This window comes from Chroococcidiopsis sp. SAG 2025 (genome assembly GCF_032860985.1).
Lineage (GTDB): Bacteria > Cyanobacteriota > Cyanobacteriia > Cyanobacteriales > Chroococcidiopsidaceae > Chroococcidiopsis.
On the sequence record NZ_JAOCNC010000001.1, the window covers coordinates 1 to 26,103 of the forward strand.

Annotated in this window: 20 protein-coding genes and 1 pseudogene; 19 read left to right on the forward strand and 2 right to left on the reverse strand. The window is 43.7% G+C overall.

Translation table 11 applies throughout. The annotated features are described in order from the left end of the window. The 5 genes from dnaA (at position 1) to N4J56_RS00025 (ending at position 5,924) form a co-directional block, all read left to right on the forward strand. Positions 1-1,377 (forward strand): chromosomal replication initiator protein DnaA, encoded by a 1,377-nt coding sequence (gene dnaA, locus N4J56_RS00005; protein ID WP_410500289.1) that lies wholly within the window; start codon positions 1-3, stop codon positions 1,375-1,377. A gap of 216 nt (positions 1,378-1,593) precedes the next feature. Further along, positions 1,594-1,920 carry a DUF6825 family protein gene (locus N4J56_RS00010; RefSeq protein ID WP_317104572.1) on the forward strand — a complete coding sequence of 109 codons (327 nt, stop codon included), beginning with the start codon at positions 1,594-1,596 and terminating at the stop codon, positions 1,918-1,920. Positions 1,921-2,008: 88 nt separating this feature from the next. Further along, on the forward strand, positions 2,009-3,697 hold the full coding sequence (locus N4J56_RS00015) for an ABC1 kinase family protein (RefSeq protein ID WP_410500391.1): 1,689 nt from the start codon (positions 2,009-2,011) through the stop codon (positions 3,695-3,697). 811 nt (positions 3,698-4,508) lie between these two features. After that, a complete protein-coding gene (locus tag N4J56_RS00020) occupies positions 4,509-4,703 on the forward strand; it encodes an NblA/ycf18 family protein (protein ID WP_015152113.1) in 195 nt (64 codons plus the stop codon). 474 nt (positions 4,704-5,177) lie between these two features. Continuing rightward, positions 5,178-5,924, forward strand: a complete 747-nt coding sequence (locus N4J56_RS00025; RefSeq protein WP_317104574.1) for a creatininase family protein — start codon at positions 5,178-5,180, stop codon at positions 5,922-5,924. Between the two features lie 62 nt (positions 5,925-5,986). On the opposite strand, the gene N4J56_RS00030 is transcribed toward N4J56_RS00025, so the two are convergent. Next, positions 5,987-6,628: a bifunctional 4-hydroxy-2-oxoglutarate aldolase/2-dehydro-3-deoxy-phosphogluconate aldolase gene (locus N4J56_RS00030; protein ID WP_317104575.1), complete on the reverse strand. Its 642-nt coding sequence runs from the start codon at positions 6,626-6,628 to the stop codon at positions 5,987-5,989. Positions 6,629-6,775: 147 nt separating this feature from the next. Between N4J56_RS00030 and N4J56_RS00035 the strand changes: the two genes are divergently transcribed. The 6 genes from N4J56_RS00035 (at position 6,776) to N4J56_RS00060 (ending at position 14,071) form a co-directional block, all read left to right on the forward strand. Next, on the forward strand, positions 6,776-7,615 hold the full coding sequence (locus N4J56_RS00035) for a DUF2382 domain-containing protein (RefSeq protein WP_317104576.1): 840 nt from the start codon (positions 6,776-6,778) through the stop codon (positions 7,613-7,615). 384 nt (positions 7,616-7,999) lie between these two features. Next, complete coding sequence (locus N4J56_RS00040) at positions 8,000-8,968, forward strand: DUF2382 domain-containing protein (protein WP_317104578.1); 969 nt, start codon at positions 8,000-8,002, stop codon at positions 8,966-8,968. Positions 8,969-9,221: 253 nt separating this feature from the next. Beyond that, positions 9,222-10,127: a hypothetical protein gene (locus tag N4J56_RS00045; RefSeq protein WP_317104579.1), complete on the forward strand. Its 906-nt coding sequence runs from the start codon at positions 9,222-9,224 to the stop codon at positions 10,125-10,127. 179 nt (positions 10,128-10,306) lie between these two features. Continuing rightward, entirely contained in the window at positions 10,307-11,491 is a 1,185-nt protein-coding gene (gene sat / locus N4J56_RS00050) for a sulfate adenylyltransferase (RefSeq protein WP_317104580.1), read from the forward strand. A gap of 155 nt (positions 11,492-11,646) precedes the next feature. Further along, a complete protein-coding gene (locus N4J56_RS00055; RefSeq protein ID WP_317104581.1) occupies positions 11,647-12,978 on the forward strand; it encodes a caspase family protein in 1,332 nt (443 codons plus the stop codon). Continuing rightward, positions 12,920-14,071 (forward strand): DUF4384 domain-containing protein, encoded by a 1,152-nt coding sequence (locus N4J56_RS00060; RefSeq protein WP_317104582.1) that lies wholly within the window; start codon positions 12,920-12,922, stop codon positions 14,069-14,071. Before N4J56_RS00055 ends, N4J56_RS00060 begins: the two co-directional genes overlap by 59 nt. A gap of 216 nt (positions 14,072-14,287) precedes the next feature. On the opposite strand, the gene N4J56_RS00065 is transcribed toward N4J56_RS00060, so the two are convergent. Next, positions 14,288-14,776 carry a WbuC family cupin fold metalloprotein gene (locus tag N4J56_RS00065; protein WP_317104583.1) on the reverse strand — a complete coding sequence of 163 codons (489 nt, stop codon included), beginning with the start codon at positions 14,774-14,776 and terminating at the stop codon, positions 14,288-14,290. Between the two features lie 167 nt (positions 14,777-14,943). On the opposite strand from N4J56_RS00065, the gene N4J56_RS00070 reads away from it, so the two are divergent. From N4J56_RS00070 to N4J56_RS00110, 8 genes and pseudogenes are all read left to right on the forward strand, one after another. Further along, positions 14,944-16,518 (forward strand): CheR family methyltransferase, encoded by a 1,575-nt coding sequence (locus N4J56_RS00070; protein WP_317104584.1) that lies wholly within the window; start codon positions 14,944-14,946, stop codon positions 16,516-16,518. Positions 16,519-16,583: 65 nt separating this feature from the next. After that, on the forward strand, positions 16,584-17,354 hold the full coding sequence (locus N4J56_RS00075; protein ID WP_317104585.1) for a sulfite exporter TauE/SafE family protein: 771 nt from the start codon (positions 16,584-16,586) through the stop codon (positions 17,352-17,354). A gap of 385 nt (positions 17,355-17,739) precedes the next feature. Further along, positions 17,740-18,900 carry a PleD family two-component system response regulator gene (locus N4J56_RS00080; RefSeq protein WP_317104586.1) on the forward strand — a complete coding sequence of 387 codons (1,161 nt, stop codon included), beginning with the start codon at positions 17,740-17,742 and terminating at the stop codon, positions 18,898-18,900. 118 nt (positions 18,901-19,018) lie between these two features. Then, entirely contained in the window at positions 19,019-20,131 is a 1,113-nt protein-coding gene (locus tag N4J56_RS00085) for a chemotaxis protein CheW (protein WP_317104587.1), read from the forward strand. A 7-nt stretch (positions 20,132-20,138) separates the two neighbouring features. Beyond that, positions 20,139-22,636: pseudogene (locus tag N4J56_RS40705) on the forward strand (response regulator). Positions 22,637-22,766: 130 nt separating this feature from the next. After that, on the forward strand, positions 22,767-24,560 hold the full coding sequence (locus N4J56_RS00100; RefSeq protein WP_317104590.1) for a methyl-accepting chemotaxis protein: 1,794 nt from the start codon (positions 22,767-22,769) through the stop codon (positions 24,558-24,560). Between the two features lie 183 nt (positions 24,561-24,743). Then, positions 24,744-25,172 (forward strand): response regulator, encoded by a 429-nt coding sequence (locus N4J56_RS00105; RefSeq protein WP_317104591.1) that lies wholly within the window; start codon positions 24,744-24,746, stop codon positions 25,170-25,172. 109 nt (positions 25,173-25,281) lie between these two features. Continuing rightward, complete coding sequence (locus N4J56_RS00110; protein WP_317104592.1) at positions 25,282-26,076, forward strand: chemotaxis protein CheB; 795 nt, start codon at positions 25,282-25,284, stop codon at positions 26,074-26,076. Positions 26,077-26,103 lie beyond the last annotated feature (27 nt).

Below are 26,103 nucleotides of genomic sequence, written 5' to 3' on the forward strand. Positions count from 1 at the left end.
GTGGATCTTTCCCCCGATAATCTTTGGACTCAAGTACTGGAGCGATTGCAACTCCAGTTAAGCAGACCTTCTTTTGAATCCTGGATTAAAACTGCCAATGCTGAGCGGCTTGAGGATAATTCCTTGACAATTTGCACTCCCAATGCATTCCATCGAAATTGGTTGCAAAAGCGCTACATCAAAACAATTGCCGATACAGTCCAAGATATTCTCGGCTATCCTGTAGAAATTCACGTTACCGTGGCTCAGGGAGATGAATCCGTGCGTTTTGCCGAGTCAGAAGTTGCTCGGTCGTCTTTGAGTAACGATACCACCCCAAAAGCTTCTCCTAGCAACAATGTGAAGCCGCCAGAACTGAATCAAAAGTATGTATTTTCTCGATTTGTCGTCGGTTCTAACAGTCGGATGGCTCATGCTGCGGCTTTGGCAGTGGCGGAATCTCCAGGGCGAGAATTCAACCCGCTATTTTTATGTGGCGGCGTGGGGTTAGGAAAAACTCACCTGATGCAGGCGATCGGTCACTATCGCTTAGAAATTGATGCAAATTCTAAAATTTTCTACGTTTCTACCGAGCAATTCACAAACGATTTGATTGCTTCGATCCGCAAAGATAGTATGCAGAGTTTTCGAGAGCATTATCGTGCTGCCGATATTTTATTAGTCGATGATATTCAATTTATTGAAGGTAAAGAATACACGCAAGAAGAATTTTTTCATACATTTAATACGCTGCATGAAGCGGGAAAACAAGTCGTTCTAGCATCAGACCGTCCGCCAAACCAAATTCCCAAGTTGCAGGCTCGCTTGTGTTCTCGATTCTCAATGGGATTGATTGCCGATATTCAGCCGCCAGATTTTGAAACTAGAATGGCAATTTTACAGAAAAAGGCAGAGTATGAAAATATGCGTCTGCCCAGAAACGTGATTGAGTATATTGCCTCAAATTACACTTCTAATATTAGAGAATTAGAAGGAGCTTTGATTCGTGCTGTCGCTTATATTTCTATTTCTGGCTTATCTATGACAGTGGAAAATCTTCGACCAGTTTTAAATCCAGGCATAGAAAAAGTAGCTGCTTCAGCTGAATCGGTGATGATGGTCGTCGCCGACGTTTATAATGTCTCGCTTGAAGATTTGAAAGGCAATTCACGACGCAGAGAAATTAGTTGGGCGCGACAAATTGGCATGTATTTAATGCGACAGTATACAGATTTGAGTTTACCGAGAATTGGCGAAGAATTCGGCGGGAAAGACCATACCACCGTACTGTATAGTTGTGAGAAAATTTCTCAGCTCAAGGATAGCGATCCCAGTTTAGAACAAAAGTTAAGACAATTAGCCGATCGCATTAGCATTACGAGTCGTTCGCGGAACTAAACTATGGATAATGAAAAGCAAGCCAGCAGACTAACGAGTTGGCGCACAGTCGGGGGTTACTGATGAGGAAAGACTGGCTGCAATTCGCTGCTGAGACCGTATTACCGATCGCATTTTCCATCTCTAACTCCTTACACCTCACGAAAGGTACAAGCATTAGAGCGAGCCAGCAAGTTATAATCTTTGCGGATGGCAATTGTGTAGAAATTTGTAGCTATGAGTAATCCTCTGGTTCATGCCTTCTTTGTTGGTAGGGCAGCGGCTGAAATTGTCAGCGAAAAGTTAGAAAATGCATTGACCGATGCTCTGAGCGAATTAGGTAAATTTGATGCTGAAGCACGAGAGCAACTGCGGCAATTTACCGAACAGGTGACGGAGCGCGCAGAGCGGGAAATGGAAGTGTCGAATGTAGGTAGAAGTACTACGGAGATAGTGCCTCAAAGCTCGCAACCTACCGACTTGCAGGCAACAATCGACGATATGCGGGCTGAAATTGCCTTACTGCGGGCTGAATTACAACGCTATCGCAGCAACTCCCTCTAACAGCATCTCTTACCCCTTACCCCTTACTGCTCGATCAGTGTCTGTTTTTTCTGCCGACTCCGCCCAAATTACAAGTTACGCCGATCGCATGGAGAAGACTTACACGAATAAGTCCTATCGTTGGAACCGCGAAAATTACTCGCGCCAACGACGGTTCGTAGACATTTGGATGTTTGTCCTGACACTATTGTTTGGATTGTGGCTAGATGGAAAAGCTTGGAGCTATCCAGGCGGCGTAACTGAAGCTAGAAAGATTGCTAGGCGCAAAAAACAGGCAATCTGGATTCGCAATACTTTATTGGATCTGGGTCCGACCTTTATCAAAGTCGGACAGCTATTCTCTACCCGCGCCGATCTATTTCCTAGCGAATATGTCGAGGAACTCGCAAAGCTCCAGGATCGGGTTCCTGCCTTTGGCTACGAGCAAGTAGAAACAACGGTAGAACGAGAATTAGGCAAAAAGATTCCCGAATTGTTTCATAGTTTTGAGCCAATACCTCTAGCAGCGGCAAGTTTAGGTCAAGTCCATAAAGCTAAGTTGCGATCGGGTGAGGAGGTTGTTGTCAAAATACAACGCCCTGGATTAAAAAAACTGTTTGAAATTGACCTAGCGATTCTCAAAGGTATTACACGCTACTTTCAAAATCATCCCGACTGGGGGCGCGGTCGCGATTGGCTGGGAATATATGAAGAGTGTTGTCGCATTCTTTGGGAAGAAATCGATTATTTAAATGAAGGTCGCAATGCCGATACGTTTCGCCGCAATTTTCGCGAATACGATTGGGTTAAAGTCCCTCGAATTTACTGGCGTTACACTTCCCCACAGGTTTTAACTCTAGAATACGCACCAGGAATCAAGATCAGCCACTATGAAGCGATAGAAGCCGCTGGCTTAGACCGGAAGTTAATAGCTAGACAAGGAGCAGAAGCCTATTTACATCAGTTACTACACAATGGCTTCTTCCACGCCGACCCGCACCCAGGTAATATCGCTGTTAGTCCCGAAGGGTCGCTGATTTTTTATGATTTTGGCATGATGGGGCGAATTAAGGCAAACGTGCGCGAACAGTTAATGGAAACTCTGTTTGGCATTGCGCAAAAAGATGGCGATCGCGTGGTTGCATCTTTAGTAGAACTGGGCGCTTTAGCAGCTACAGATGATATGGGTCCAGTCCGGCGATCGGTGCAGTTTATGCTGGACAATTTCATGGATAAGCCGTTTGAAAATCAATCGGTGAGTGCGATTAGCGACGATCTTTATGAAATTGCCTACGGTCAGCCATTTCGCTTTCCGGCTACTTTTACGTTCGTCATGCGGGCTTTTTCTACTCTCGAAGGGGTCGGCAAGGGCTTAGACCCTGAGTTCAACTTTATGGAAGTTGCTAAACCTTTTGCATTCCAGCTTATGACTGATGGTAATGGTTCTGTTGATGGTAATAGCTTCTTGAACGAATTAAGTCGTCAAGCTGCCCAAGTGGGTAGTACCGCTTTCGGCTTACCAAGACGCTTAGAAGACACCCTCGAAAAACTGGAACGAGGAGATTTGCGCGTGCGGGTACGGTCAATTGAAACAGAACGCTTGTTGCGGCGACAGAGTAGCGTCCAAGTCGCCATTACTTACGCTCTAATTGTCAGTTCCTTCACGATTTCGGCAACAATTTTGTTAATTAGTCAATTTGCTTGGCTAGCATTGATCCCTGGGGCGATCGCTGCCGGAACTGGATTTTCTCTGATTCGCCTGCTGATGCGCCTCGATCGCTACGACAAAATGTTTTAAGTTAGGGAGCAAGGAGCAGGGAGAAGAGAGAGTCGCGGAGCAATTACAAGTCACAAGTCACAATTCAACCCTACACCCTGATAGCGCCAGTTGCTTCAACGGAGGGCGACGAAGTCCGCGATAGCGCCACCTCCAAGACCGCACTGGCTCCCCTACACCCCACACCCTTTCTTTAACTAGCCACCAGCCACCAGCCGCTAGTCACTGACCAACAAAAAATGACCAATGACTAATGGGGTGTGTTACACAACGCACCCTATTTTGTTTCGTTCGCAAGTGAGATGGCGATCGCCTGCCATACCGCAAAGATTGAGATATGCAACCTGCTATACATTTCGCCAACTCAGCGCAGATTGCTAGAACCTCGATCCCCAGCAAAGATAAACGATTTGAATACGTAACTTTTAGTACGGGTGGGTTTAGTAAATAGATTGACAAGCCAAAGCTCGAAATTTTTGGTCAAAACCCGCTCCTACAATTCCTACCTTTTGACTGTTAACTTTTGCCTTTTGACTGCCCAAGCCGCTGCATCTAGGTCTGTCTATAAGTATAACTACTTATTTTTGTTCGGTCTGAGCATTTTTCTGTGACAGAACTTGTTAAAACTATCGATAAATTTCCTCATATCTACCGAAATCGAGATTCTGCCTTTTGATTTAATATGTATACCCAATAAGAAGTAGCGCATCTTGTCAAGTAGTTGTTAAATTTGTTAATACATAGAGAAACAACTGCTGTTATACTCAAGCAAAGCTTCCACGAAGCCGCGCTAGAAGCAACTCAGTCACTACGTTTGTTTTCAGGAGTTAATATGAGTCACCCAATTGAACTCTCACTCGAACAGCAATTCAACATCCGCTCGTTTGAAACTCAGGTGGAGAAAATGGATCGAGAACAGGCACAAGACTTCCTCGTAAAGTTATATCGTCAAATGGTCATGCGCGAAGCAACCTATAAGGAATTGCTTAAGCACCATTGGGGTATAGACGGAGGTAATTGGCAATAAACGCCTAAGCCATGTCTACAGCAGTAGGCGACCTCCATCTCTTGCTGAGTTCCAAGCGGGAAAGGAGCTGGGGATGCTGGGGCGTCAACTCAACACAAAAACCAAAAACTGAGAAAATGTCAGACTGTGATTAGAATGTTTAATAGTTAGCTGCGCTACTGATGAAAAAAATTGTACAAACAACCAGTAGATGTCAATAGTAAACTAGATAAGCGCGTGAAAATCAGAGAGTTCGCACGATTGAGCGAACAGCGGCAAGGGTGATAGTGGACAGAAAGTAAAATCCACCCAAATCGTAACGAGTCAGTTAAAGAAATTTGATAGATTTGATAAGCGATCGAAAACTGCTAAGTTTCAGGTGTACCAGTTTTTGATCTACCAAGGTAATTGAGAATACTTCCACGATCCAAAGTACAAAACATAAAACTTATGGATCGCTCATAATCAAAGAAGAGTATTGCTATCCGGTAAGTCATGTTATTACATCTGAGTACCTGGCTGGAAGTAGAAGCATATCTAGAGCATTCCCAAGGCGTAATTATGCCAATTGGTTCTACAGAGCAACATGGACCTACAGGACTGATTGGAACGGATGCGATTTGTGCAGAAGCGATCGCTAAAGGAGTCGGAGAGGCGACGCAAGCACTGGTTGCACCTACAATCAACATTGGGATGGCACTGCACCACACTGCTTTTCCTGGTTCTATGAGCCTGCGACCCAGCACGATGATTCAGGTGGTGAAAGAATACGTGACTTGTCTAGCAAAGGCTAGATTTACTAAATTCTTCTTTATCAACGGTCACGGTGGCAACATTGCCACCCTAAAAGCAGCATTTTCCGAAACCTACGCTCATTTAGCCGACCTCAACCTACCTAATGCTGATAACGTCAAGTGCTACCTGGGTAACTGGTTTATGTGCGGCTCTGTCTACCAGCTAGCAAAAGAATTATACGGCGACAAAGAAGGCTCTCATGCTACGCCGAGCGAAGTTGCACTCACCCAGTACGTTTATCCAGAAGCAATCAAACAAGCACCTCTATCGCCAGAAGTGGGGAGAGGATATAAAATTTACGGTGCAGAAGATTTCCGCCGTCGTTATCCTGATGGCAGAATGGGTTCCGATCCCGCCTTAGCAACCCCCGAACACGGGAAGCAGTTCTATGAGTTAGCGGTGAAGGAGTTGAGTCATACTTATCTAGAATTTGTGAATGGGGAGTAGACAATACTTGGTAATTGGTAATTGGTAATCGGTAGTTAGTCTGTTAACTCTCCCTTGTCTTCTTATTCCCGACTCCCGACTCCTAACATGAGAGTTTTAGCCAATTGCGCGATCGCCTCCCAATTTTCTGCTTCAATAAAATTTTTGGGAAATAACTGACCGGATAAGCCTACCGCGATCGCACCCGCTGCAATAAATTCTTTGGCATTTTCTAATGTCACTCCTCCTGTAGGAATTAAAGGAATATTCCCCAAGGGTGCTTGCAGGCTCTTAATATAGCTAACGCCTCCTAGTGCTTGCACGGGAAACACTTTGACGCAACTCGCTCCCGCCGTCCACGCCGTAACAATTTCTGTGGGAGAGAGCGCCCCTGGTGCGATCGGTATACCCAGAGCTACAGCAGCTTGAATTAAGACAGAATCGACATGGGGAGTGAAGAGAAATTGCGCTCCAGAGGCGATCGCCTGTTGCAGTTGTTCTAAAGTTAGAATCGTTCCCGTACCAATTGTACAAGTCGGTAACTCGCGGCGCAGTTGCGAAATCAAATCGGCGGGGCGACCGCTATTCCAAGTAACTTCGATTAACTGCATTCCTCCTGCTGCTACCGCTTTTGCCATTTGACAACCTAGCTCAATTTTATTGGCACGGATCACAGCGATCGCTCTATTTTGCTGCAATAACTTCAACCATGAATCGTTAAACATTGTCTTACCGAGCAGCTCAGCAAATCGATCGTTACCTATCGGAAACATACGTCCAGCAACAGTTCAGATGTCAGTCGCCAGCTGGATGAACCTAAAATCAGGCGCTTTTAATCTATTATCATCCCTTTACTATTCTGAAGTATAAGTATGGCACTACACACGCTTGTAGACTTCGATCCTAATTATCAACAGATTCTTGATGGGGATGATGTCAAACGGTTGGAAGTCTATACAGAAGAAGGACAAAAAGTTGGCTCGGTGACTGACGCACTACTCGATAATGAAGGTCGATTTCGTTATCTAGTGATTGATTATCGTTTTGATGTGACAGGAAAGCAAATATTAATTCCAATTGGACTCACTCGAATTGATTATGACCGACAACGAATTTACGTCAACGATTTGAGTTACGCTCAAGTGGCACGACTGCCAGAATATAGCGATCGCCATGCCGTTGACTATGATTACGAAGAACGAGTACGCAATGTTTATCGTGCAACTAACGAGCAGGGTATCGGCTCCGAGCGCGAGACGTACAACTATCAACAAGATGCATCTTTATATAATTTAAACGAGCAAAATCACCTGACTTTTAAACTTTATGAAGAAAGACTAGTAGCTAATAAGAAGCGCGTTAAAGCTGGAGAAGTTGCGATCGGCAAACTTGTTGAAACAGAAATAGAACGGGTAGAAATGCCAATTACTAAAGAGCGATTGGTCATTGAGAGATTGCCTGCCTCAGATACCAATATAGTTGCTGCCGACGTACCTATGTTTGCTGAGGGAGAAGTTGCGCGGGTAGAGCTGCACGCAGAAACGCCAGAAATTTACAAAGAAGCTTTTGTCAGAGAAGAAGTCAAAGTTAAAAAAGTAATAGAACAAGATATTGTAGAAGCAACAGAAACAGTGCGCCATCAAGAACTAGATGTAACAGTTAAAGGTCAGTTAGACGTAGATGTAGTTAATCGGATGCGCGATCGCGATTAGTCTGCTCTTACCCTTACTAGTTGCCAATTTATTATCAGGTGGGCGTTGCCCACCCTACTAAATCAAAATATATAAGTAATGCCGAACAATCTATCCGTAGAAGTATGGTCTTTAAACAATCTCCTTCAATAGTAAGAGGAAATGTTATGAGTATAGCTTTAATGTGAGTAGCAGGAAAAATCTACAAATCGCCTCCAGTGGTAGATTTGTCGTTCTTTCTTTTCTATAAAAAAATTAAAGGAAACAAAACAACACTTATCTAATTGCGGACTGCACGTATAAATAACTCATTCCCAGGATGAAATTGAATATTTCATTTGGGAGATGATGAGGTGAAAAATTGTTTTCTAGGATAGAAGAAATTGAAGCGGGAGAAAACAAATTATGGCTTTGCATAAAATCTCAGATTTCGATCCCGATTATCGCAGCAGCTTTGACGATCGCGATATGAAAGGGTACTCTGTATATTCAGAAAATGACGAAAAGATCGGCTCAGTTAGTGACATTTTAGTAGATGAAGAAGGGCGCTTCCGCTACTTTATAGTAGATCTAGGTTTTTGGATTTTTGGCAAAAAAGTTTTGTTGCCAATGGGTCGCTCCAGAATTGATTACAATGCAGACCGTATATATGCAACTGGTTTGACTCGCGAGCAAGCAGAAAATTTACCAGAATATAACGAACACGATTTAGTCGATTACGACTACGAAGAGAGAGTTAGAGGAGTATATCGTACCCCAAATTATGGTACAGCAAGTACGATGGGTACGATGGGTACGATGGGTACGATGGGTTCAACCGCAGCTGCTCCAATCGAGCGTGAGGCTACACTTGATGCAACTGCACCGCTAGATCCATCTCCTTCTAATACAGGCTACACAGCAGCTGCTAGCTACAATCGCGACACATACAAGTATGACGACCACGATTCAGACTTGTACAATCTTAACGAGCAGAACCACCAGAGCCTCAAACTCTACGAAGAAAGATTGATTGCCAACAAGCGTCGCGTCAAGACTGGGGAAGTTACAATCGGTAAGCACGTAGAGGTCGAAACAGAAAGAGTGGCAGTACCCGTAGAAAAAGAGCGAGTCGTCATCGAGCGCGTGACACCGACGGATGCTGGTAGACCTGTAGCACCTGGCGAAGTAGACTTCCGGGAGGGAGAAGTAGCACGGATGGAAGTTTATGAAGAAACGCCTGAAATTCGTAAAGAAGCGTTCGTGCGTGAAGAAGTTAAAGTGAAAAAGGTTGTAGACCAACAAACTGTTAACGCCGAAGAAACAGTCCGGCGCGAAGAGTTGGATGTAAATACTGGTAACTTGCCAGTTGATGAAAACCGCGATCGCATCTAAGACATACTGGAAGTAGGGATCGCCACTTCTTAAAAGTAAGTACAGACAGAGCGCAAATCGCGTACTGTCTGTACTTTTTCACAACATTTTATTTTTTTGATTTTATCTTTATCGCGATCGCATTAAAAAGCTCTTTCCCACCATATTAGGAACATACCTTTCATTTAGAAGCAGAGTTAATACGTATTTTATAGAAATAATCAGATTTGCAATACAAATATTTTTTAATAAGGTTTGAAACAGGTGTTCTAAAATGATATATCCAACGTCCGATCGCAGTCATTTCAATTTCTTGGTTGAAAAACTCAGAAAGAAATTAAAGAATTTCTTCGTCGTAAATTTGCAAGGAAATCGAATTGGCATAGTAAAGGATATCATTGTAGATCGCCAACAACAGTTACAATTGATCGTTTATTCTAAGGTTGGGAGCTTAGCTTCAAACTTGCAAATCAACAGTAAGCAAATACGAAAAATTGAAGTAGCAGATAAAGTTGTAGCAGTCGATTTTACATTTGTATCTGAAGAAAGAGAGCGAGATCTCACTCAAGAATCCAACCAAGAACTGCATTCAAGTAGCAGTCAAGACATAATGATGACAGGCGATCGCTTAGAAGTTGCTTCTAGCGAATCTCTAGCAAGGCAATTGGAAGTTGTACCACCAGAACTATCAGCACCTATGACCAGCGAAATAAACAACCAAGCTAACACCCAATTGAGTTCATCTCAAGACATCTCAACAGAAGAAATTATTAAACTACTAGCAGAAAGAGTAGTAGTAGAGCGAAAAAAACGTAAAGTTGGCGAAGTTATTGTCCGCAAAGAAATAGAAACGCGGATGGTAGAAGTACCAGTGCGGTATGAGAAGCTGATTGTAGAACAGGTTAATCCAGAACACAAGCAAATAGCTGAAATTAACTTAGGACAAGAAACTCTTGCCGATCGCAAATTGAATTCCTGGGATGTTGGTGAAAAAAACCAAAGTGTAGGTGAATTGACAGTAACAGGTAGATTTGATTCGCCTAAAGTTGCCAGTCTATTATTAAACGCGATCGCCCGCGAACGCCAGCACGGATGTCAGCAAATTCGGGTTGAAATTGTCGTAGACAGTCCAGAAAAACAAAAACTCTATCAAGAATGGTGCGATCGCTGTTCTCAGTAAGAAGGGAGCGGGGAGTAGGGAGCAGGGAGTAGGGTGTAGGGGAGAAGAAGGAAGTAGTCGAAGATGAATTTTTGACTTTTGACTTTTGACTTTTGACTCTAGCCGATCGCTTTGTAGCAAGATACATAATCTTGGTACTATAAATGCTTGCAGCCAAGATCTAAACAAAATTTAAAGATATGACGAGCGATCGCATAGATGGTATTGCTCCCCACGGCGGACAATTAATTAACCGCATTGCCAACCACGCACAGCGTCTAGAATTCCTAGACAAGGCTGATTTTCTGCCTAGAGTCCAGTTAGACGAACGGGCAGTTTCCGATTTGCAAATGATTGCAATTGGTGCATTCAGTCCCTTGACTGGATTTATGGCACAAGCAGACTATCAGTCAGTCGTTGACAATATGCGTCTGAGTAACGGTCTACCTTGGTCAATTCCCATTACTCTCTCTGTCAGCGAAGAAGTTGCAGCCCCACTGAAAGAAGGTAGTTTAGTCCGGCTAGACGATAAAAGCGATCGCTTTATTGGAGTTTTAGAACTATCACAAAAGTATCGTTATGACAAAATCCGTGAAGCAGCCAGCGTTTACCGCACCGATGACGAAGCACATCCTGGCGTAGCCGTTGTTTACAACCAAGGTGAAGTTAACCTAGCGGGTTCCATTTGGTTGTTACACCGCGATCCACACCCTTTATTTCCCGACTATCAAATCGATCCAGCCAAATCTCGCGAACTTTTTAGAGAAAACGGTTGGCGCACAGTCGTTGGTTTTCAGACACGTAACCCCATCCACAGAGCGCACGAATATATTATCAAGTGCGCCCTCGAAATTGTCGATGGTTTATTCCTACATCCATTAGTAGGGGTAACAAAAAGCGATGATATTTCTGCCGAAGTGCGGATGCGTTGCTATGAAATTATGCAGGAACTCTACTTTCCTGAAAGCAGAGTCATTCTAGCAATCAATCCTGCTTCCATGCGCTATGCGGGTCCTAGGGAAGCAATTTTCCACGCTCTCATCCGCAAAAACTACGGCTGCACCCACTTTATAGTCGGACGCGATCATGCTGGAGTAGGAGACTACTACGGTACGTATGACGCTCAACATATTTTTGACGAGTTTGAGCCAAAAGAATTAGGAATTATGCCATTAAAATTTGAACACGCCTTCTACTGCAAGCGGACTCTGCAAATGGCAACTACCAAAACCAGCCCTTCTCGACCCGAAGAACGAATTCACCTATCGGGAACAAAAGTCAGGGAGATGTTACGGCGGGGTGAACTGCCACCACCAGAATTCTCCCGACCGGAAGTTGCAGCAGAACTAGCTAAAGCCATGAATATCACCCAATATGAGATTTAATTGGTCATAGGTGAGTGGTTGGTGGCTAGCGGCTGGTGACTAGTGACAAAAATTGAGCCCAGCCACTGACAACTGATAACTGATAACTGATAACTGACTCCCTAGTTTATTGATAGGCTGGTAGCTGGTGAAACCAGTAGTAGCTGATAGCTAAAATGAAGCGGCGAGATTTTCTGAGACGATTAGCTCAAGCGATCGCAACATTGGGTGTGGTTGATGCTGGGTGGCTGCAAATAGGCGATCGCTATGCCCATGCACTCGCCCAGCCTACGGGACGGAAATTAGCTCTGTTGGTAGGCATTAACCAATATCCCGCTACTTTGTCTTTGGGCGGTTGCCTAACAGATGTGGCACTACAAAGAGAACTGCTCGTTCACCGATTTGGTTTCAATCCAGCTGATATTCTTACCCTTACCGATCGACAAGCCACGCGAAAACAAGTTGAAGCTGCTTTTCTAGAACATCTCACCCAGCAAACCAAAACTGGGGATACCGTTGTTTTTCACTTTAGCGGCTACGGGCGGCGCGTTTTTGAGGGAGTAGGGAGCAGGGAGCAGGGAGCAGGGGGAGCTGAGGGAGCAAAAAACAACCGTCAACTGTCAGCCGTCAACCAGCAACCAACAACCAACAACCAATTTCCTATCAATAGTTTAGTTTGTGCTGATGGTGAAGATCTTCTAGATGAGACTTTATGGCTGCTATTGCGATCGCTACCGACTAAACAAATTGCCACTTTTCTCGATACGAGTTTTAGCACTCCTGTGAAGATTCTTCCAGGTAATCTGCGCGTGCGCTCTTTTCCGCAAACGCTACCAGGACAAGTCAGTGCAGCCGAACTTGCCTTTCAACAACAGCTTCAACAAGACTTCCTTTGCCAAGGTATTTTAAATCGGATTGCTTGCGGAAGCATAGATGCTTCAATTAAACCTACACCGACTGCCAATATCCCTGGTGTTGCGATCGCAGCAGCTAGCCCTACCCAAAGTGCTATTGAGACAGCTTGGAATGGTTTTAGCGCTGGACTGTTTACCTATGCCTTAACTCAACACCTCTGGGAAGCAACTCCAGCAACAACAGTACAAGTCAGTCTCAGCCGTGTCAGTGGCACAGTAGAGCAATTAGTAGGTAACGAGCAGCAGCCACAAGTCAACAGTCAAAAAAATCCCCAGTCCGCTCTCACCGACTACCTCAGTCAGGAACCCAGCATAAGTGCAGATGGTGTTGTAATGGCTGTAGAAGAAGACAAAAAGAGCGCTCAGTTATGGCTGGCAGGACTACCACCTACAGTCCTTGCCTACTACGAGGCTGGTTCTAAATTAAATTTGGTTTCTTTGGACAAGGGGGACAAGGGGACAAGGGGACAAGAGAGGGGGAGACAAGGAAAACGCCTCACTCCTCACTCCTCGCTCCTCACCCCTTCAATTACAAGTGCGATCGCGGAATGGCTTAATTGCAAAAGCTCAAGTCGTGGGTGCTTCTGGCAATGATTCTCCGCAAGTCGGACAGTTAGTACAAGAAGCCGTCAGAGTTTTACCCCGTAATATTCGCTTGATTATTGCTCTCGATCCGAGCCTAGAACGCATCGAACGGGTAGATGCTACCAGTGCATTTGCGGCTATGCCTTTCGTGTCCCTTGCTACGACGAGCGAACAATTAGCAGATTATGTATTTGGTTTAGTTCCTCCGCCGAAATCGGCAGAAACAGCAATTGTCGCAAATGCTGGTTCGCCTGCATCTCGCTACGGTTTATTTACACTCGATCGCCAATCAATCCCGAATACAACTGGAGAATTCGGCGAAGCGGTAAAAGTTGCCGTGCAACGGTTGTCACCTAAGCTACAAACTCTATTAGCTGCTAAAATTTGGCGGCTGACAACCAACGACGGTTCTTCTCGTCTCAACGTCAAAGCAACTTTGGAAATGCTCGATCCCGAAAACAGAGTGTTAATGCAACGGGAAACCCTGCGATCGCCACAAGAAGAAACACCGACTCTTATCGGAAAACTCAAAAAACAACTGCCGACTCCCCCCGATACTATTCCTGCTATACCAATCGGTAGCCGCATTCAATATCGAGTCCAGAATAACGGCGATCGCCCGGTACATTTACTCTTACTAGGCTTAGATAGCAGCAAAAGCGCGATCGCCCTTTACTCTTCTCAATTACCTACCGATAATAACGAGTCTAATTCTAAGCCAATTCTTAAGGATATAGAGATTGCACCAGGAGAGACGGCGACCGTACCGCAATCCACAGCTAATTTTACCTGGACGATTCACAAACCAACTGGGTTGGCAGAGCATCAACTGATTTTTAGTAGTGCCAGCTTTACGCAAACTTTAGCAGTCTTGGCAAATACCGATCGGGATCTCGACGAGCCAGAATCCATTGGAGTTTTATCCAATCCCTTAGAAGTGGTTCAAGCTGTCATGAAAGATTTACAGGATGCCAGTGCGATCGCCCCTCCACGCATCACTGCTAGCGCCAGCAATGACGCTGTTAGCCCTTCTTCAGATACTTACGCTCTTGATGTCAACGACTGGGCAAGTCTGAGCTTTGTTTATCAGGTAGTAAGCTAGGAGCGAGGAGTGAGGAGTGAGGAGTGAGGGAAGGGAAAAAGAAGACAAGGGGGACAAGGGGGACAAGGGAGAGAAGAGAGCTGAGGGGGCTGAGGGAGCTGTAGGGCGAAGCCCTTCTCGAAGAATGGGAGCTGAGGAGATAAAATAAATAACTGGTCACTGGTCAGGAGTCACTGTCACCCTACACCCCACACCCCATTCTTCACTGATAGCCGTTCACTGAAAATATGTCTCCCAGGTAGCTACTAACTGCTGAGCTGCATCCGTGCCTTCAGCCGGAAATTGCTCTAAAAATTCTTTATCTGTGCTGGAGTTGTAGGGTCCTTCTTTCAGTTCCAAAATTATCGTATCTGGAGCTAGAGCAACTGCTGTATGGTAAGTTGCTTCAGGAAGTTCAAGTCCCCACACTGCACCACCAGCACTAACAAGTTCTGTCGTGACAATCTCACCTCGATCGTTCATAACTAACATTCCTAGCGCACCTTGGCAAACTAGAAAGAACTCAAACCCGTTTATCCCACCATCGCGACAGTGACGGTGCGGACGAACATAAGTACCAGGCTGGAGAATATTTACAAAGCGCTGTACTTTTTCCAATCCATCATGAAAGCTATAAGTCTGGCGCAAGCGCGGACTTTGACGCGCTTGAGTAGCAATTCGCTCGATTAACTCCCGATCCAAGCGCTTGATAGGTAAAGTCTGCATTTCAATCTCCTGCGATCGCCCTTACTGCACGTTCTCTAGAAATTTACCTAGATGCATTACCCATAGTCAAATGCTCGTGTGAGATTAGCTTCTACAGATGGGAATACTGGAGGTAAGCAATTAGCAGCGATCGGCTATTCTATCCCTTACCCCTCAGCTCCCTAGAAATGAATGAGACAACAGTACAAAACTTTATCCAACTGATTTCTGCACGTACGGGTTTGCAAATTCGCCCGCAAGATCGCCAGGAGCTTTGTCAAAAACTAGAGACACGGATGAAGGTTTTGAAACTGGATGCTCCAGAAAAGTACTATCAACTATTACTGCGATCAACTGAGCAATCGAAGCTTGAGGCGATCGATTCAAGTAGCGAAAGAGAATGGCAAGAGCTACTCGGTTTATTAACAGTTGGCGAAACTTATTTTTTTCGCGACCAAGGACATTTTAAACTGCTCAAGCATCAAATTTTACCTGAGTTGATCGAGAGTAAAAGAAAGGCTTGTCTTAATTCTTTAACACAAAAGCCAAGTCTAAGAATTTGGAGTGCAGGATGCTCCAGCGGTCAAGAACCTTATTCTATTGCAATTTTAGTCAAAGAACTCATTCCCGATCTCAGCGACTGGGAAGTTTTTATATTTGGAACCGATATTAATTTAGAAGCAATTGAAAAAGCACAACGAGGCATTTATGAACCTTGGTCTTTCCGTCAAGTAGATCCTCAAATTCAGAAATACTATTTTCAACAACGTAAACTCGGTTGGGAACTCGATCCTAGAATTCGCCGTATGGTGAAATTCCGCTGTAGTAATTTGTTACAAGACTCCTTTCCTAGTTCAACTCTCAATATCTACGATATGGATATTATTATTTGCCGTAATGTCTTTATTTATTTTAGTTTTGATGCGATCGCTACTGTCATTGAGAAGTTTTATCAAACTCTCAGACCTAATGGATATTTAATTGTCGGTCATACAGAACTATCAGGACAAAACTTGAGTAAATTTCAATTGAAGGCTTTTACAGAATCTATAGTTTATCAACGACAAAACACATCGACTGAAGCGAAAAATACACCCAATTCTGCCTCCATTCAAAGCTTAAATAAACAAGTAGAAATCGCCGAGACTCTTCGTAAATCCATACCTTATCAGCAAACAGAAGTCAAACTCAGTTATCCTAATAATGATGTTCTAAAACCAAAGCCAATATCACAGCGATCGCTCGTGGCGCTACCCGCGATCGTCTCTCAATCTATTTCCGATCTCGCAACAGCAGAAACCCTCTTTCAAGCGGGAGAATATAGCAGAGCAATCCAAGCAGCTCAAATACTGATTCAACAACATCCTAAATCTTTTAAGGCTTATTATTTAATCGCTCAATCTTGGGCAAACCTCGGTGACTACGAACGCGCAACTCACTACTGTCAGCAAGCTGCAAAACTCGATAATTTATCTGAAAAGCCTTATTATCTATTAGCGCGAATCGCTGAAGAGCAAGGAGATTTAGAACAAGCAAAAACATTATTGAAAAAAATTATTTATCTTGCGCCTGAATCTATAGCTGCCTATCTAGAATTAGGTTCGCTTTATGAAAAAGCAGGCGATCGCCAGCGAGCCAACAAAATGCTAGCTACAGCCTTAGAACTTCTGAAAAAACTATCTCCCACGAGTGCGATCGAACCTTACGATCGGGTCTTAGCAAGTGAATTAATTACTAAAATTAAACAGACTTTAGCAATATAATACAACCTACAACCGCAAAGGCGAGCATAAAGGCGATCGCTTTTAGAAAGTAGGAGAAACAGATAATGAGAGAGAATTGGCTAATTTTAGCTACTGGTGGCTTATTTTCTGGTATTCTCGCTGGATTGCTAGGTATTGGTGGTGGTACTGTTCTCGTTCCCTTGCTAGTTTCTCTAGGTTATGCACCCGTACAGGCTGTTGCTACGAGTAGCTTGGCAATTTTAGTCACTTCTATTTCTGGTAGCATCCAGAACTGGCGCATGGGTTACTTTAACTGGAAGCGGGTGAGCTTGCTAGGATTTCCTGCGGTTGTAACCTCACAAATTGGCGTGTATACAGCTAGTCGCATTCTACCCTACATCCTTCTACTGGCTTTTGGTATTTTATTACTCATCAACATTTATTTAGTTAACTTGCGCCAGCACCTCACTAATAAACAGGCTTTGACAGAGGCGCATTTTAACCCTTTACTCGCTCGACTTTTCACCGGAGGAGCAGCAGGTATTCTCGCTGGATTATTTGGTGTAGGTGGAGGGGTGATTATGGTGCCGCTTCAAATGTTACTCCTAAATGAAGAAATAAAAGTTGCAATTCAGACAAGTTTAGGTGTAATTGTGATTACTGCTATCTCTGCAACTATCGGACATACCGTAACAGGTAACGTACTGTTTATACCAGGATTGCTATTAGGTTGTGGTGGTTTGCTAGGAGCGCAAATAAGTACTCGCGTTTTACCCAAACTACCAGATCGGACAGTTAGTTTTGTTTTTCGTCTATTCTTGGGTATATTGTCAATCTACGTTTTTTGGCAAGCTTGGCAATCTTATTCTGCTTAATATTTAGGTGTCAGTCAGTTGCTAGTTGTCTTGAGTTAGTAGACAAAATAATGAGAATTTGAAGTTGTTTTTAACACTAGTAGCAAAATACACTTATGAAGAGTGACGGAAATTACTATTTTGTATAAAATACTGATTTTAACAGTATTTTTGAGCCACATATTTTTTAAGTCTTGATGAAAATTTGAGTTATCAAAACACTGTAATAACACGGAAAAACCTTATCTTATCTTTATAATTCGGTATTGCTACCGATACAATTACTTTTTGCTGTTTGCCATACTAAAAACGCAGCAATATAGCAAAAAGCGCCTCATATTTAGATGACAATTCGAGCGAGCTGTGCTGTTTCTCTTACTACATAACTTTCACGGCTAAGCAAACTATGTCGCCTAATCAGTATCAAGCACAGGAATTATCTAATCTTTTAGAAAATATCCAAGCTAAACAAGCAAGCGGTGTTTTGTATATAGACGCACAAGTCGATTCAGAACAGCCTGCAAAATCTCGCGTGCTAATTTGGAAAGATGGACGCACCCTCTACGGCGGTAAAACAGTTCCAGATGCTCAAAGCTTAGTCAAATTGTTAGAACAAAAACTGAGTCGAGAATGGGTAGCTTCTGCTGTAGCTTTTGCAATGCGCCAAGTTACAGAGCAAGCATCACTTCGCGATGTACTGGAGCGTTTGGTGCAAATGCAATTATATAACTGGGAGCAAATTGAGTCGGTTATTTACAGTCAATTAATATTAACTGTAGAACAAATTCTACCATATCCAGGTAAGTATCAATTTGATAGCCATAAGCAGCTCAATTTTTGTCGTGGTGTTGAATTATCAAAGCTAATGCTAGATATTACTCAACGTCAGGAACAATGGAACAGCTTCAAACCTACTATTATGCCAATGGATGCAATACCGAGTTTAAAATTCGATACTTTAGCTAATATTACAGAGCCAAATGTGCGCAAACATTTGCAAGAATGGGTCAACGGACAGCGATCGCTAGTGGATATTGCTGAAGGTTTGAATAAAGACCCGTTGAGTATAGCAAAATCCTATATAAATTGGATACAAGCAGGCTGGTTAGACATAGCAAATAACAACACTACTACAACTCAAATCTCTTTATCTACAGTTTTAGCTGTAGATGACAGCGCTGTCATGCAACAACTGATCAAACGAGCGCTGACAGGTTATTGCCAAGTTATATTAGCTAGTAATGCTGTAGATGCTCTGAACGTCATTTATCACGAAAAAATTTCCCTATTGCTACTCGATGTTTCTATGCCAGAGATAGATGGCTTAGAGCTTTGTCGAACTGTGCGTAGTATTCCTCAGTTTCGCGACTTGCCAATTATTATGGTAACAGCAAGAGACGGTTTTTTTGATAAAGTTAAGGGTAAACTCGCTGGTTCTAACGACTATTTAACGCAGCCGTTTGATGCAGAACAATTACGCCAAATAGTAGGCAGATATATCGGATTAGGAATCAGTTCTAATAATAATAAAGATGCAGTTATGTTTGATTTATCTAGCCCTAGTTAGTTTTTTAAATGTTTCTTATAAACTTAATTAAGCGATACCTTCATTTCAAAGCCAACCAAGTTTACAAATACCAAATATTAGCTAATCATTAAGTCAAATATTCAAGCGATCGCAGCAAATGGAAACTAAACCTTATCTGATTTTTAATTTGCATGACTTGCGATATGGAATTGATGCAACTCTCGTACAGGAAATTTTTCTGCTACCAGAGTTGAATCCTATCATTGAAGCACCGACGGATATTATAGGTATTCTCAATTTGCGTTCTCAACTCGTACCCGTAATGCATCTTGGTCTACGTTTAGGATACAAAATACAGGATTGTCACCTTAGCGATAGCGTTATCGTTCTACAATGGCAAGACTTACAGATTGGTATTATTGTTAATTCTGTTTATGAAGTAAAAAACGTTAGTTCTGAAGTTATAGAAACGAACATTTCATACGGGCGAGACAAAGAGTTTACAGCTCGCTTTATTCATAGTATTGCTAAGCTAGATGCAGATATCATCATGTTGCTAAATCCAGAGCAACTCATCTGTTCTTCTACAGTTGAAGACATTTTACCAGTATTAAACAGCGATTCAAGTGAGATAGAAGCTCATGGCGATCGCCCTCACTCAAAAGAGAAAGAAATACATTTAAACAATCTAAATCATCAGCAAAGCATTCATAAACATAGTTTTTACGATTTATATTATCCGCAAGTCACCCCACAAGAAAAAGCAATTTTTTGGGAACGGGCTGAGAACTTGAGACGGCAAGCTGAGAATTCTGATTTTAGAGGATTAATACCGTTAGCAGTTTTTGGTCTTAATGGTGAATATTTTGGACTAGAGTTAGATATCGTGCGAGAATTCACCAACATTCGTCATATGACTCAAATTCCGTGCTGCCCAAATCATATTGTTGGCAACATGAATTTACGCGGAGAAATTGTCACTTTAGTAGATATTCGTCAAGCTTTAAACTTATCGCTCAATCTCGATCGGACTACCTCAAAAGCCATTGTGATTCGCTTCAACGATACGATCGCCGGAATACCTGTAGATGAAGTTTTTGATGTCATGTATTTACGTCCGTCAGATCTGACACCAGTACCAATAGCATTACATTCCGCTAATAATGAATATCTCAGAGGTCATGCCCCTTATTTAGAAAAAATGCTGACCGTACTTGACTTGCCTCAGCTTTTGTCCAAGAACAGCTTAGTTGTAGACGAAGAAATTTGACGATTTTATGATAGACGATCCAGAACTCAGAGACATATATAAAATAGCTTGTGCCGAACGGATGCAGAAGTTGGAAGAGTGCTTGATGCACTTAGAAAAACATCCAGGCGATCGCGAGCAATTAGAAGATTTTTTGCGGGAGATTCACACCCTCAAAGGAGACTCTCGAATGCTGGGGGTACAGGGTGTTGAAACCCTAACACATCAAATTGAAGAAGTACTAGCCGGAGTCAAGCGGGGTGAGAGCAACTTAACCGCAGAACTATGCGATCGCCTTTATCAAGGACTCGATGCCATGCGCCAGTTCGTCCATGAGGCGGTTACGGGTGTTGCCCCAAGCGTCAATCTTTTTTACGTCCTCGCCCGATTAATGGGAGCGCAGTCCACTCCTGCGAGTGAAGATGAGGAATTGCTACCTGCTGACACTCCAATATTCACCGAACCTTTAGCCGCCGCAGACATCCCGCTATTTGAGAGCGATCTATTTCCCGAACCGCCTGTCACTGCTTTAGGGTACGAGCTATTCTCCGAACCGTCCCTCACAGAACCATCTGAAGCGATCGCCGCATCATTTGACCTACTCGACGACGATTTCTTCTTACCCGAACCTCCTGTATTACCGAAGATTCTTCCTACACCTCAATCACTGCCAGTTAAACAACCTGAAATTACACCTGCACCCGTACCCGAAACTAAAGTCAAGCCGCAGCCAGCTCCAGCAGACGAAGCCAGCGAAACAGCCCAAACCAACAACTATCAAATCGATACGATTCGAGTTGAACCGCATAAGCTCGATACCTTGATGACTCAAGCAGGTGAGTTAACGGTAACTAAACTGCGAATCGCTCAACGCATGGGTGAAATTGAAGAAATTCTCACCCTCTGGGAAGAGTGGAGTCGGGATGCTTTTGTCAATCGCTCGGTATTTGACAAGATAGAGCGTGGCTTGCACGCCAACAATATCAAGCAATTGCAGAACTTTCAACATCGGTCGGAGCAACGTTTAGAACGCCTCGGCTCTCTGATCGACCATCTGAAAAGTACGGCTTACGAAGACACCGCTCGGTTAGATATTGTCACTGGAGAATTAGAGTCAGGTATCAAGACTTTACGCCTTTTACCTCTATCGAATATGTTTGCGCTTTTTCCCCGGCTAGTCAGAGATTTAGCCAAGCAGCAAGGCAAAGAAATCAATTTAGTCATTGAAGGCGGAGATACCAAGGCAGACAAACGAATTTTAGAGGCAATGAAAGACCCATTGCTGCACCTATTACGCAATGCGGTCGATCACGGCATTGAGACACCTCAAGAACGGGAAAACTCGGGTAAACCACGCACGGCAACTATCCACTTGCGTGGGTATCAAACTGCTAGCAGTATTGGGATTGAAGTTACAGACGATGGGCGCGGTTTAAATATCGATAGCATTAAACGCACAGCCGTGCGACGGGGACTCCACCGCGAAGAAGAATTGGAAGCTATGACGACAGCTCAAATTCAATCGCTGATTTTGCCCCTGGTTTCTCGACTCGAACGATAGTGACAGAAATTTCTGGTCGCGGGGTTGGTTTAGATGTGGTGCGGGCAAATGTCGAGAGAATGAAGGGGACGATCCAAATCGAATCTTTGCCTGGGATGGGCTGTGAGTTTCGGATCAAATTAGATACGACTTTAGCCACCACTCAAGTTTTGATTGTGGAAGTTAATCGCATGTCCTACGCACTGCCAGTGGAGTTCGTACAGACGAACTTGCTCGTGTCTCGGCAAGAGATTTTTGCTTTGGAAGGCAGTCAAACGATCGCCATTGAAGGTCAACCAATTTCTGTGGCTTGGCTTGCCGATCTACTAGAATTGCCCGCGATCGCTCCTAGTCTCAAATCTGCTGCTAGAATGCTGCCGTGTGTCGTACTGCAAGTTGGCGGCGATCGCCTCGGGTTACTAGTAGACGCTTTACTCGATCGGCAAGATATCGTTCTAAAGCCGCAAAGTAAGTTACTCAAGCGCATTCGGAACGTAACTGGTGCAACTATCCTCGGTACGGGTGAAGTTTGCATGGTTCTCAATCCTCAAGATTTACTCAAGTCCGTACAGAAGAAGCCTGTAGCCCTACACACCAGTGAATCGAGCCAACAGGCACAAACTAAGCAAAAGCTACTGTTAGTCGAAGACTCAATTATCATCCGCACTCAGGTCAAGCGCTTGCTAGAGGGTGCTGGCTATGACGTGACTGCTGCTGTGGATGGGGCAGACGGGTTCAAGAAGCTGAGGACAGACAGTTTTAATGCTGTCATCTCAGACGTGCAAATGCCGAATTTAGATGGCTTGGGGCTAGCGGCAAAAATTCGCCAACACAAAGAATATGAAGAGTTACCAATTATTCTCGTCACAACTCTTGCCTCTGATGAAGATAAACGTCGAGGTGCAGAAGCAGGAGCAAATGCTTATCTAACCAAAGGCACGTTCGATCAAAAATTACTGCTCGACACGTTGAACAGGTTGATTTAAAAGTCTAAATTTCAATGGCACTCAACAACTAGAAATGGCAACGAAAAACTTATTGGCAATAGTGTAAAAAACTCGCTTACCAATTCAAAATTTCAACTAGAAATTGCGTCAAATACGAGGAATAGCTCTCATGAAGTTCTCATTAACAACTAAAGCAATTGCTTTTTCTATCGCCCTTGGTACGCTGCCAGCTATGGCGATCGGAGTTAGCAACTATATTTCTGCCAGTAACAACTATCGCCAAAATGCAATTCAATCGCAAGAATCTCTCACCTTTTCTTTAGCAGATAAGGTCGGACGTTTTATGTTCGAGCGGACTGGCGATATTCGAGTCATCGCTAGGTTGCCAATTTTGAATAATCCTGAAGGCACGAAAGAAATTACTCAGCAGCAAAGACAAAACGTGTTAAATGGCTTTCTAAAAATCTATGGTGTTTACGATAGTATCGCTGTCATGGATCTGTCGGGAAAAGTGATTTTGCGCACGACTGGAGAAACATCGACAAATCTGGCAGATCGAGATTATTTCAAGGAGGTGATGAGAACTAAACAGCCAGTCATTGTACAACCTAGAAAAACCTCAGTTGGCGAAGTTGCCATTCACTTAGCTGCACCGATAATTAATGCGAACACAGGTAAAATAATAGGCGTAGTTCGCACCCGTATGCCCGTAACAAGCTTAGATAGCATTTTGAATGAAAAAATATTCAATGCATCGCAGCAGGCGCAACAAGCCGGATCGAGTAGCAAAGAATATCATCTCGTGAGTTCTGATAATAAGTTCTTTGCAGCACGGGAAGCAGAACAAGTCGGTCACGATGCCAAAGAAGACTTTGCTAGCTTTGCCAAAATGCACGCTGAGAAAAAAGTGGCAACAGATATTAATGTGGATCGACTTGACAAAGCAGAACAATTAGTCTCCTACGCGCCAGTACCAAACATGGAAGGAATGCCAGAACTTGACTGGAGCGTAATCTTAGCAGAAGATACAAAATCCGTATTTGCTGGACAGCAGCAACTCATCACCAACCTATTGCTAGGAACTGGAATCACTTTACTGGTTGCTGGTGGGTTAGCAGTTCTATTTGCTAGCCGCACAGCCAAGATGATTCAACAAATTGCCAACGCCGTTGCTTCTTCTTCGACCGAAATTGGGGCAACAGTCGAACAACAAGAACGTACTACCACCGAACAAGCAAGTTCTGTCAACCAAACCACCGTCACCGTAGAAGAGTTGGGGGCGGCTTCTCGCCAATCTGCCGAACAAGCCGAAGCCTCTGCTGCTGGGGCGCGTCAAGCCTTAGAACTTGCCGATAACGGTAGCAAAGCCGTACATCAAACGATGACAGAAATGTCTACCGTCCGCGATAAAGTGGGGGCGATCGCCGAGCAAATTATGCGATTATCAGAACAAACGACTCAAATCGGTAGTATTTCCGATTTAGTTGCAGATGTTGCCAACCAAACCAATATGCTAGCCCTCAATGCAGCAGTAGAAGCAGCACGGGCAGGAGAACACGGTAAGGGATTTGGTGTAGTTGCAGGTGAAATTCGTAAACTTGCCGACCAGAGTAAGAAATCTGCTGAGAAGATCAACGCACTCGTGAACGACATTCAAGCTTCAATTAACAGCACCGTAATGGCAACGGACGAAGGCACAAAATCAGTCGATTATGGACTGCGCTTAGCCCAAGGAACCGTAGAATCATTCACTGGAGTCGCAGATGCCGTTAACCACGTCTTCCTCAACAGCCAACAAATTTCTCTCAGTGCCAAGCAGCAAGCAGTTTCCGTGCAGCAAGTCGTCTCAGCAATGAACGAAATCAACCTTGGTGCAAAAGATACGGCAGCTGGCATCAACCAAGTCCGCGTTTCAACTCAGCAACTCAATCAAGTCGCTCAACAATTACAGGCAATTGTATAGAAAGAAGTCAAAAGTCAAAAGTTAAAAGTCAAAACCGAGGAGATAGAAGACAGAAGACAGGAGACAAAAGCAGTTTTTCTCCCTCAGATCCCCCAACTCTTTTCTCCCCAACTCCCGACTCCCGACTCCCTGATAACCGATAACCGATAACCGATAACCGATAACCGATAACTGATAACTGCCATGACACCAATTAAAGTTTTATTAGTTGATGATTCTCCTGTTGCTATGAGCATTTTCCGTCAAGTGCTTGATTCTGCACCAGAAGTGCAGGTTGTAGGTACAGCTCAAGATGGTGCAGAAGCTTTAAATTTAATCCCCAGAGTACAACCTCAAGTCATTTGTACTGACTTAAAAATGCCCAAAATGGATGGTTTGGAATTCATCAAACAAGTCATGGCAAAGACTCCGCTACCAATTCTAGTTTTGAGTGATGCCGTCCAAAAGCAAGACATAGAGAATGTGTTCCAAGTCTTGCAAGCTGGAGCTGTCGATGTAATGCCAAAACCTATATCAATCTCAGCCGCAGATCGAGAAGAACTGAAGCGCCAATTAATTACTAAAATTAGAGTTTTGGCAAGCAAGCAAGTTAGTGCAAAACCATTCACATAATCGTTACAGGAAGTGCGCCAACAGAATATCTGCGCGGTGTAGAGACGTTACATGTAACGTCTCTATGCCATTTGGCTCACTTTTATAAAGTTGATTTGAGATGCGATTGATGCCAAAATTCCCAGTAAAAGTTTTATTAGTTGAAGATTCACCTGTTGTCTTGGCAATTCTGAAAAAGCTGTTAGCTGCTACATCAGAAATAGAAGTTATTGGCACGGCTAGCAACGGTCAAGAAGCTTTGGAAAAAATTCTCGATCTGCAACCTACCGTCATTTGTACAGACCTACACATGAGAAAAATGGATGGTCTGGAGTTTACCAAACAGGTGATGGCAAAACACCCTTTACCAATTCTAGTTATCAGCAGTTCGGTACAGGAGAGCGACACCAATACGATTTTTCAGTTGTTACAAGCTGGAGCGATCGATGTCTTTCCCAAACCTGCAATGGGAACACCTTCAGAGTACGATCGCATCAAGCAAGAGTTAATTACCAAAATCAAAGTGCTTTCTGGTGTCAGCGTCTTCACGAAACCATTAAAGCAACCCGTAGCCTCAACCGCAGCTCAACCTCTAATTCAAGGCAGAATATCAGGCTCGCACGGATTGAAATCTTCAATTCGGATGGTGGCTGTTGGTGCTTCTACAGGTGGTCCCCAAGCATTACAAAAGCTTTTTAGCCAACTACCAAGTCATTTTCCAGCCCCCATTATTTGTACTCAGCATATTAGTGAAGGGTTTTTACATGGATTGGTGAGTTGGTTGGCAACTGAGTGTCAAGTCAAAGTTAAGATTGCTCAAGATGGGGAAATTCCATCACCGGGAACGGTTTATTTTGCACCAGAAAAGTGTCATTTAGAATTTAGTTCTCTAGTGGGACTTTGTAAGAAAGATGGAGCAAATTGAGCTAGAATGCGGGTAGGAGTTGCGTTT

What these genes read in the sequence shown, in the direction of transcription:
- N4J56_RS00010 (WP_317104572.1), top strand. Translation starts at nt 1,594, where the DNA reads ATGAGTAATCCTCTGGTTCATGCCTTCTTTGTTGGTAGGGCAGCGGCT.
- N4J56_RS00015 (WP_410500391.1), top strand. Translation starts at nt 2,009, where the DNA reads ATGGAGAAGACTTACACGAATAAGTCCTATCGTTGGAACCGCGAAAAT.
- N4J56_RS00020 (WP_015152113.1), top strand. Translation starts at nt 4,509, where the DNA reads ATGAGTCACCCAATTGAACTCTCACTCGAACAGCAATTCAACATCCGC.
- N4J56_RS00025 (WP_317104574.1), top strand. Translation starts at nt 5,178, where the DNA reads ATGTTATTACATCTGAGTACCTGGCTGGAAGTAGAAGCATATCTAGAG.
- N4J56_RS00030 (WP_317104575.1), bottom strand. Translation starts at nt 6,628, where the DNA reads ATGTTTAACGATTCATGGTTGAAGTTATTGCAGCAAAATAGAGCGATC.
- N4J56_RS00035 (WP_317104576.1), top strand. Translation starts at nt 6,776, where the DNA reads ATGGCACTACACACGCTTGTAGACTTCGATCCTAATTATCAACAGATT.
- N4J56_RS00040 (WP_317104578.1), top strand. Translation starts at nt 8,000, where the DNA reads ATGGCTTTGCATAAAATCTCAGATTTCGATCCCGATTATCGCAGCAGC.
- N4J56_RS00045 (WP_317104579.1), top strand. Translation starts at nt 9,222, where the DNA reads ATGATATATCCAACGTCCGATCGCAGTCATTTCAATTTCTTGGTTGAA.
- sat (WP_317104580.1), top strand. Translation starts at nt 10,307, where the DNA reads ATGACGAGCGATCGCATAGATGGTATTGCTCCCCACGGCGGACAATTA.
- N4J56_RS00055 (WP_317104581.1), top strand. Translation starts at nt 11,647, where the DNA reads ATGAAGCGGCGAGATTTTCTGAGACGATTAGCTCAAGCGATCGCAACA.
- N4J56_RS00065 (WP_317104583.1), bottom strand. Translation starts at nt 14,776, where the DNA reads ATGCAGACTTTACCTATCAAGCGCTTGGATCGGGAGTTAATCGAGCGA.
- N4J56_RS00070 (WP_317104584.1), top strand. Translation starts at nt 14,944, where the DNA reads ATGAATGAGACAACAGTACAAAACTTTATCCAACTGATTTCTGCACGT.
- N4J56_RS00075 (WP_317104585.1), top strand. Translation starts at nt 16,584, where the DNA reads ATGAGAGAGAATTGGCTAATTTTAGCTACTGGTGGCTTATTTTCTGGT.
- N4J56_RS00080 (WP_317104586.1), top strand. Translation starts at nt 17,740, where the DNA reads ATGTCGCCTAATCAGTATCAAGCACAGGAATTATCTAATCTTTTAGAA.
- N4J56_RS00085 (WP_317104587.1), top strand. Translation starts at nt 19,019, where the DNA reads ATGGAAACTAAACCTTATCTGATTTTTAATTTGCATGACTTGCGATAT.
- N4J56_RS00100 (WP_317104590.1), top strand. Translation starts at nt 22,767, where the DNA reads ATGAAGTTCTCATTAACAACTAAAGCAATTGCTTTTTCTATCGCCCTT.
- N4J56_RS00105 (WP_317104591.1), top strand. Translation starts at nt 24,744, where the DNA reads ATGACACCAATTAAAGTTTTATTAGTTGATGATTCTCCTGTTGCTATG.
- N4J56_RS00110 (WP_317104592.1), top strand. Translation starts at nt 25,282, where the DNA reads ATGCCAAAATTCCCAGTAAAAGTTTTATTAGTTGAAGATTCACCTGTT.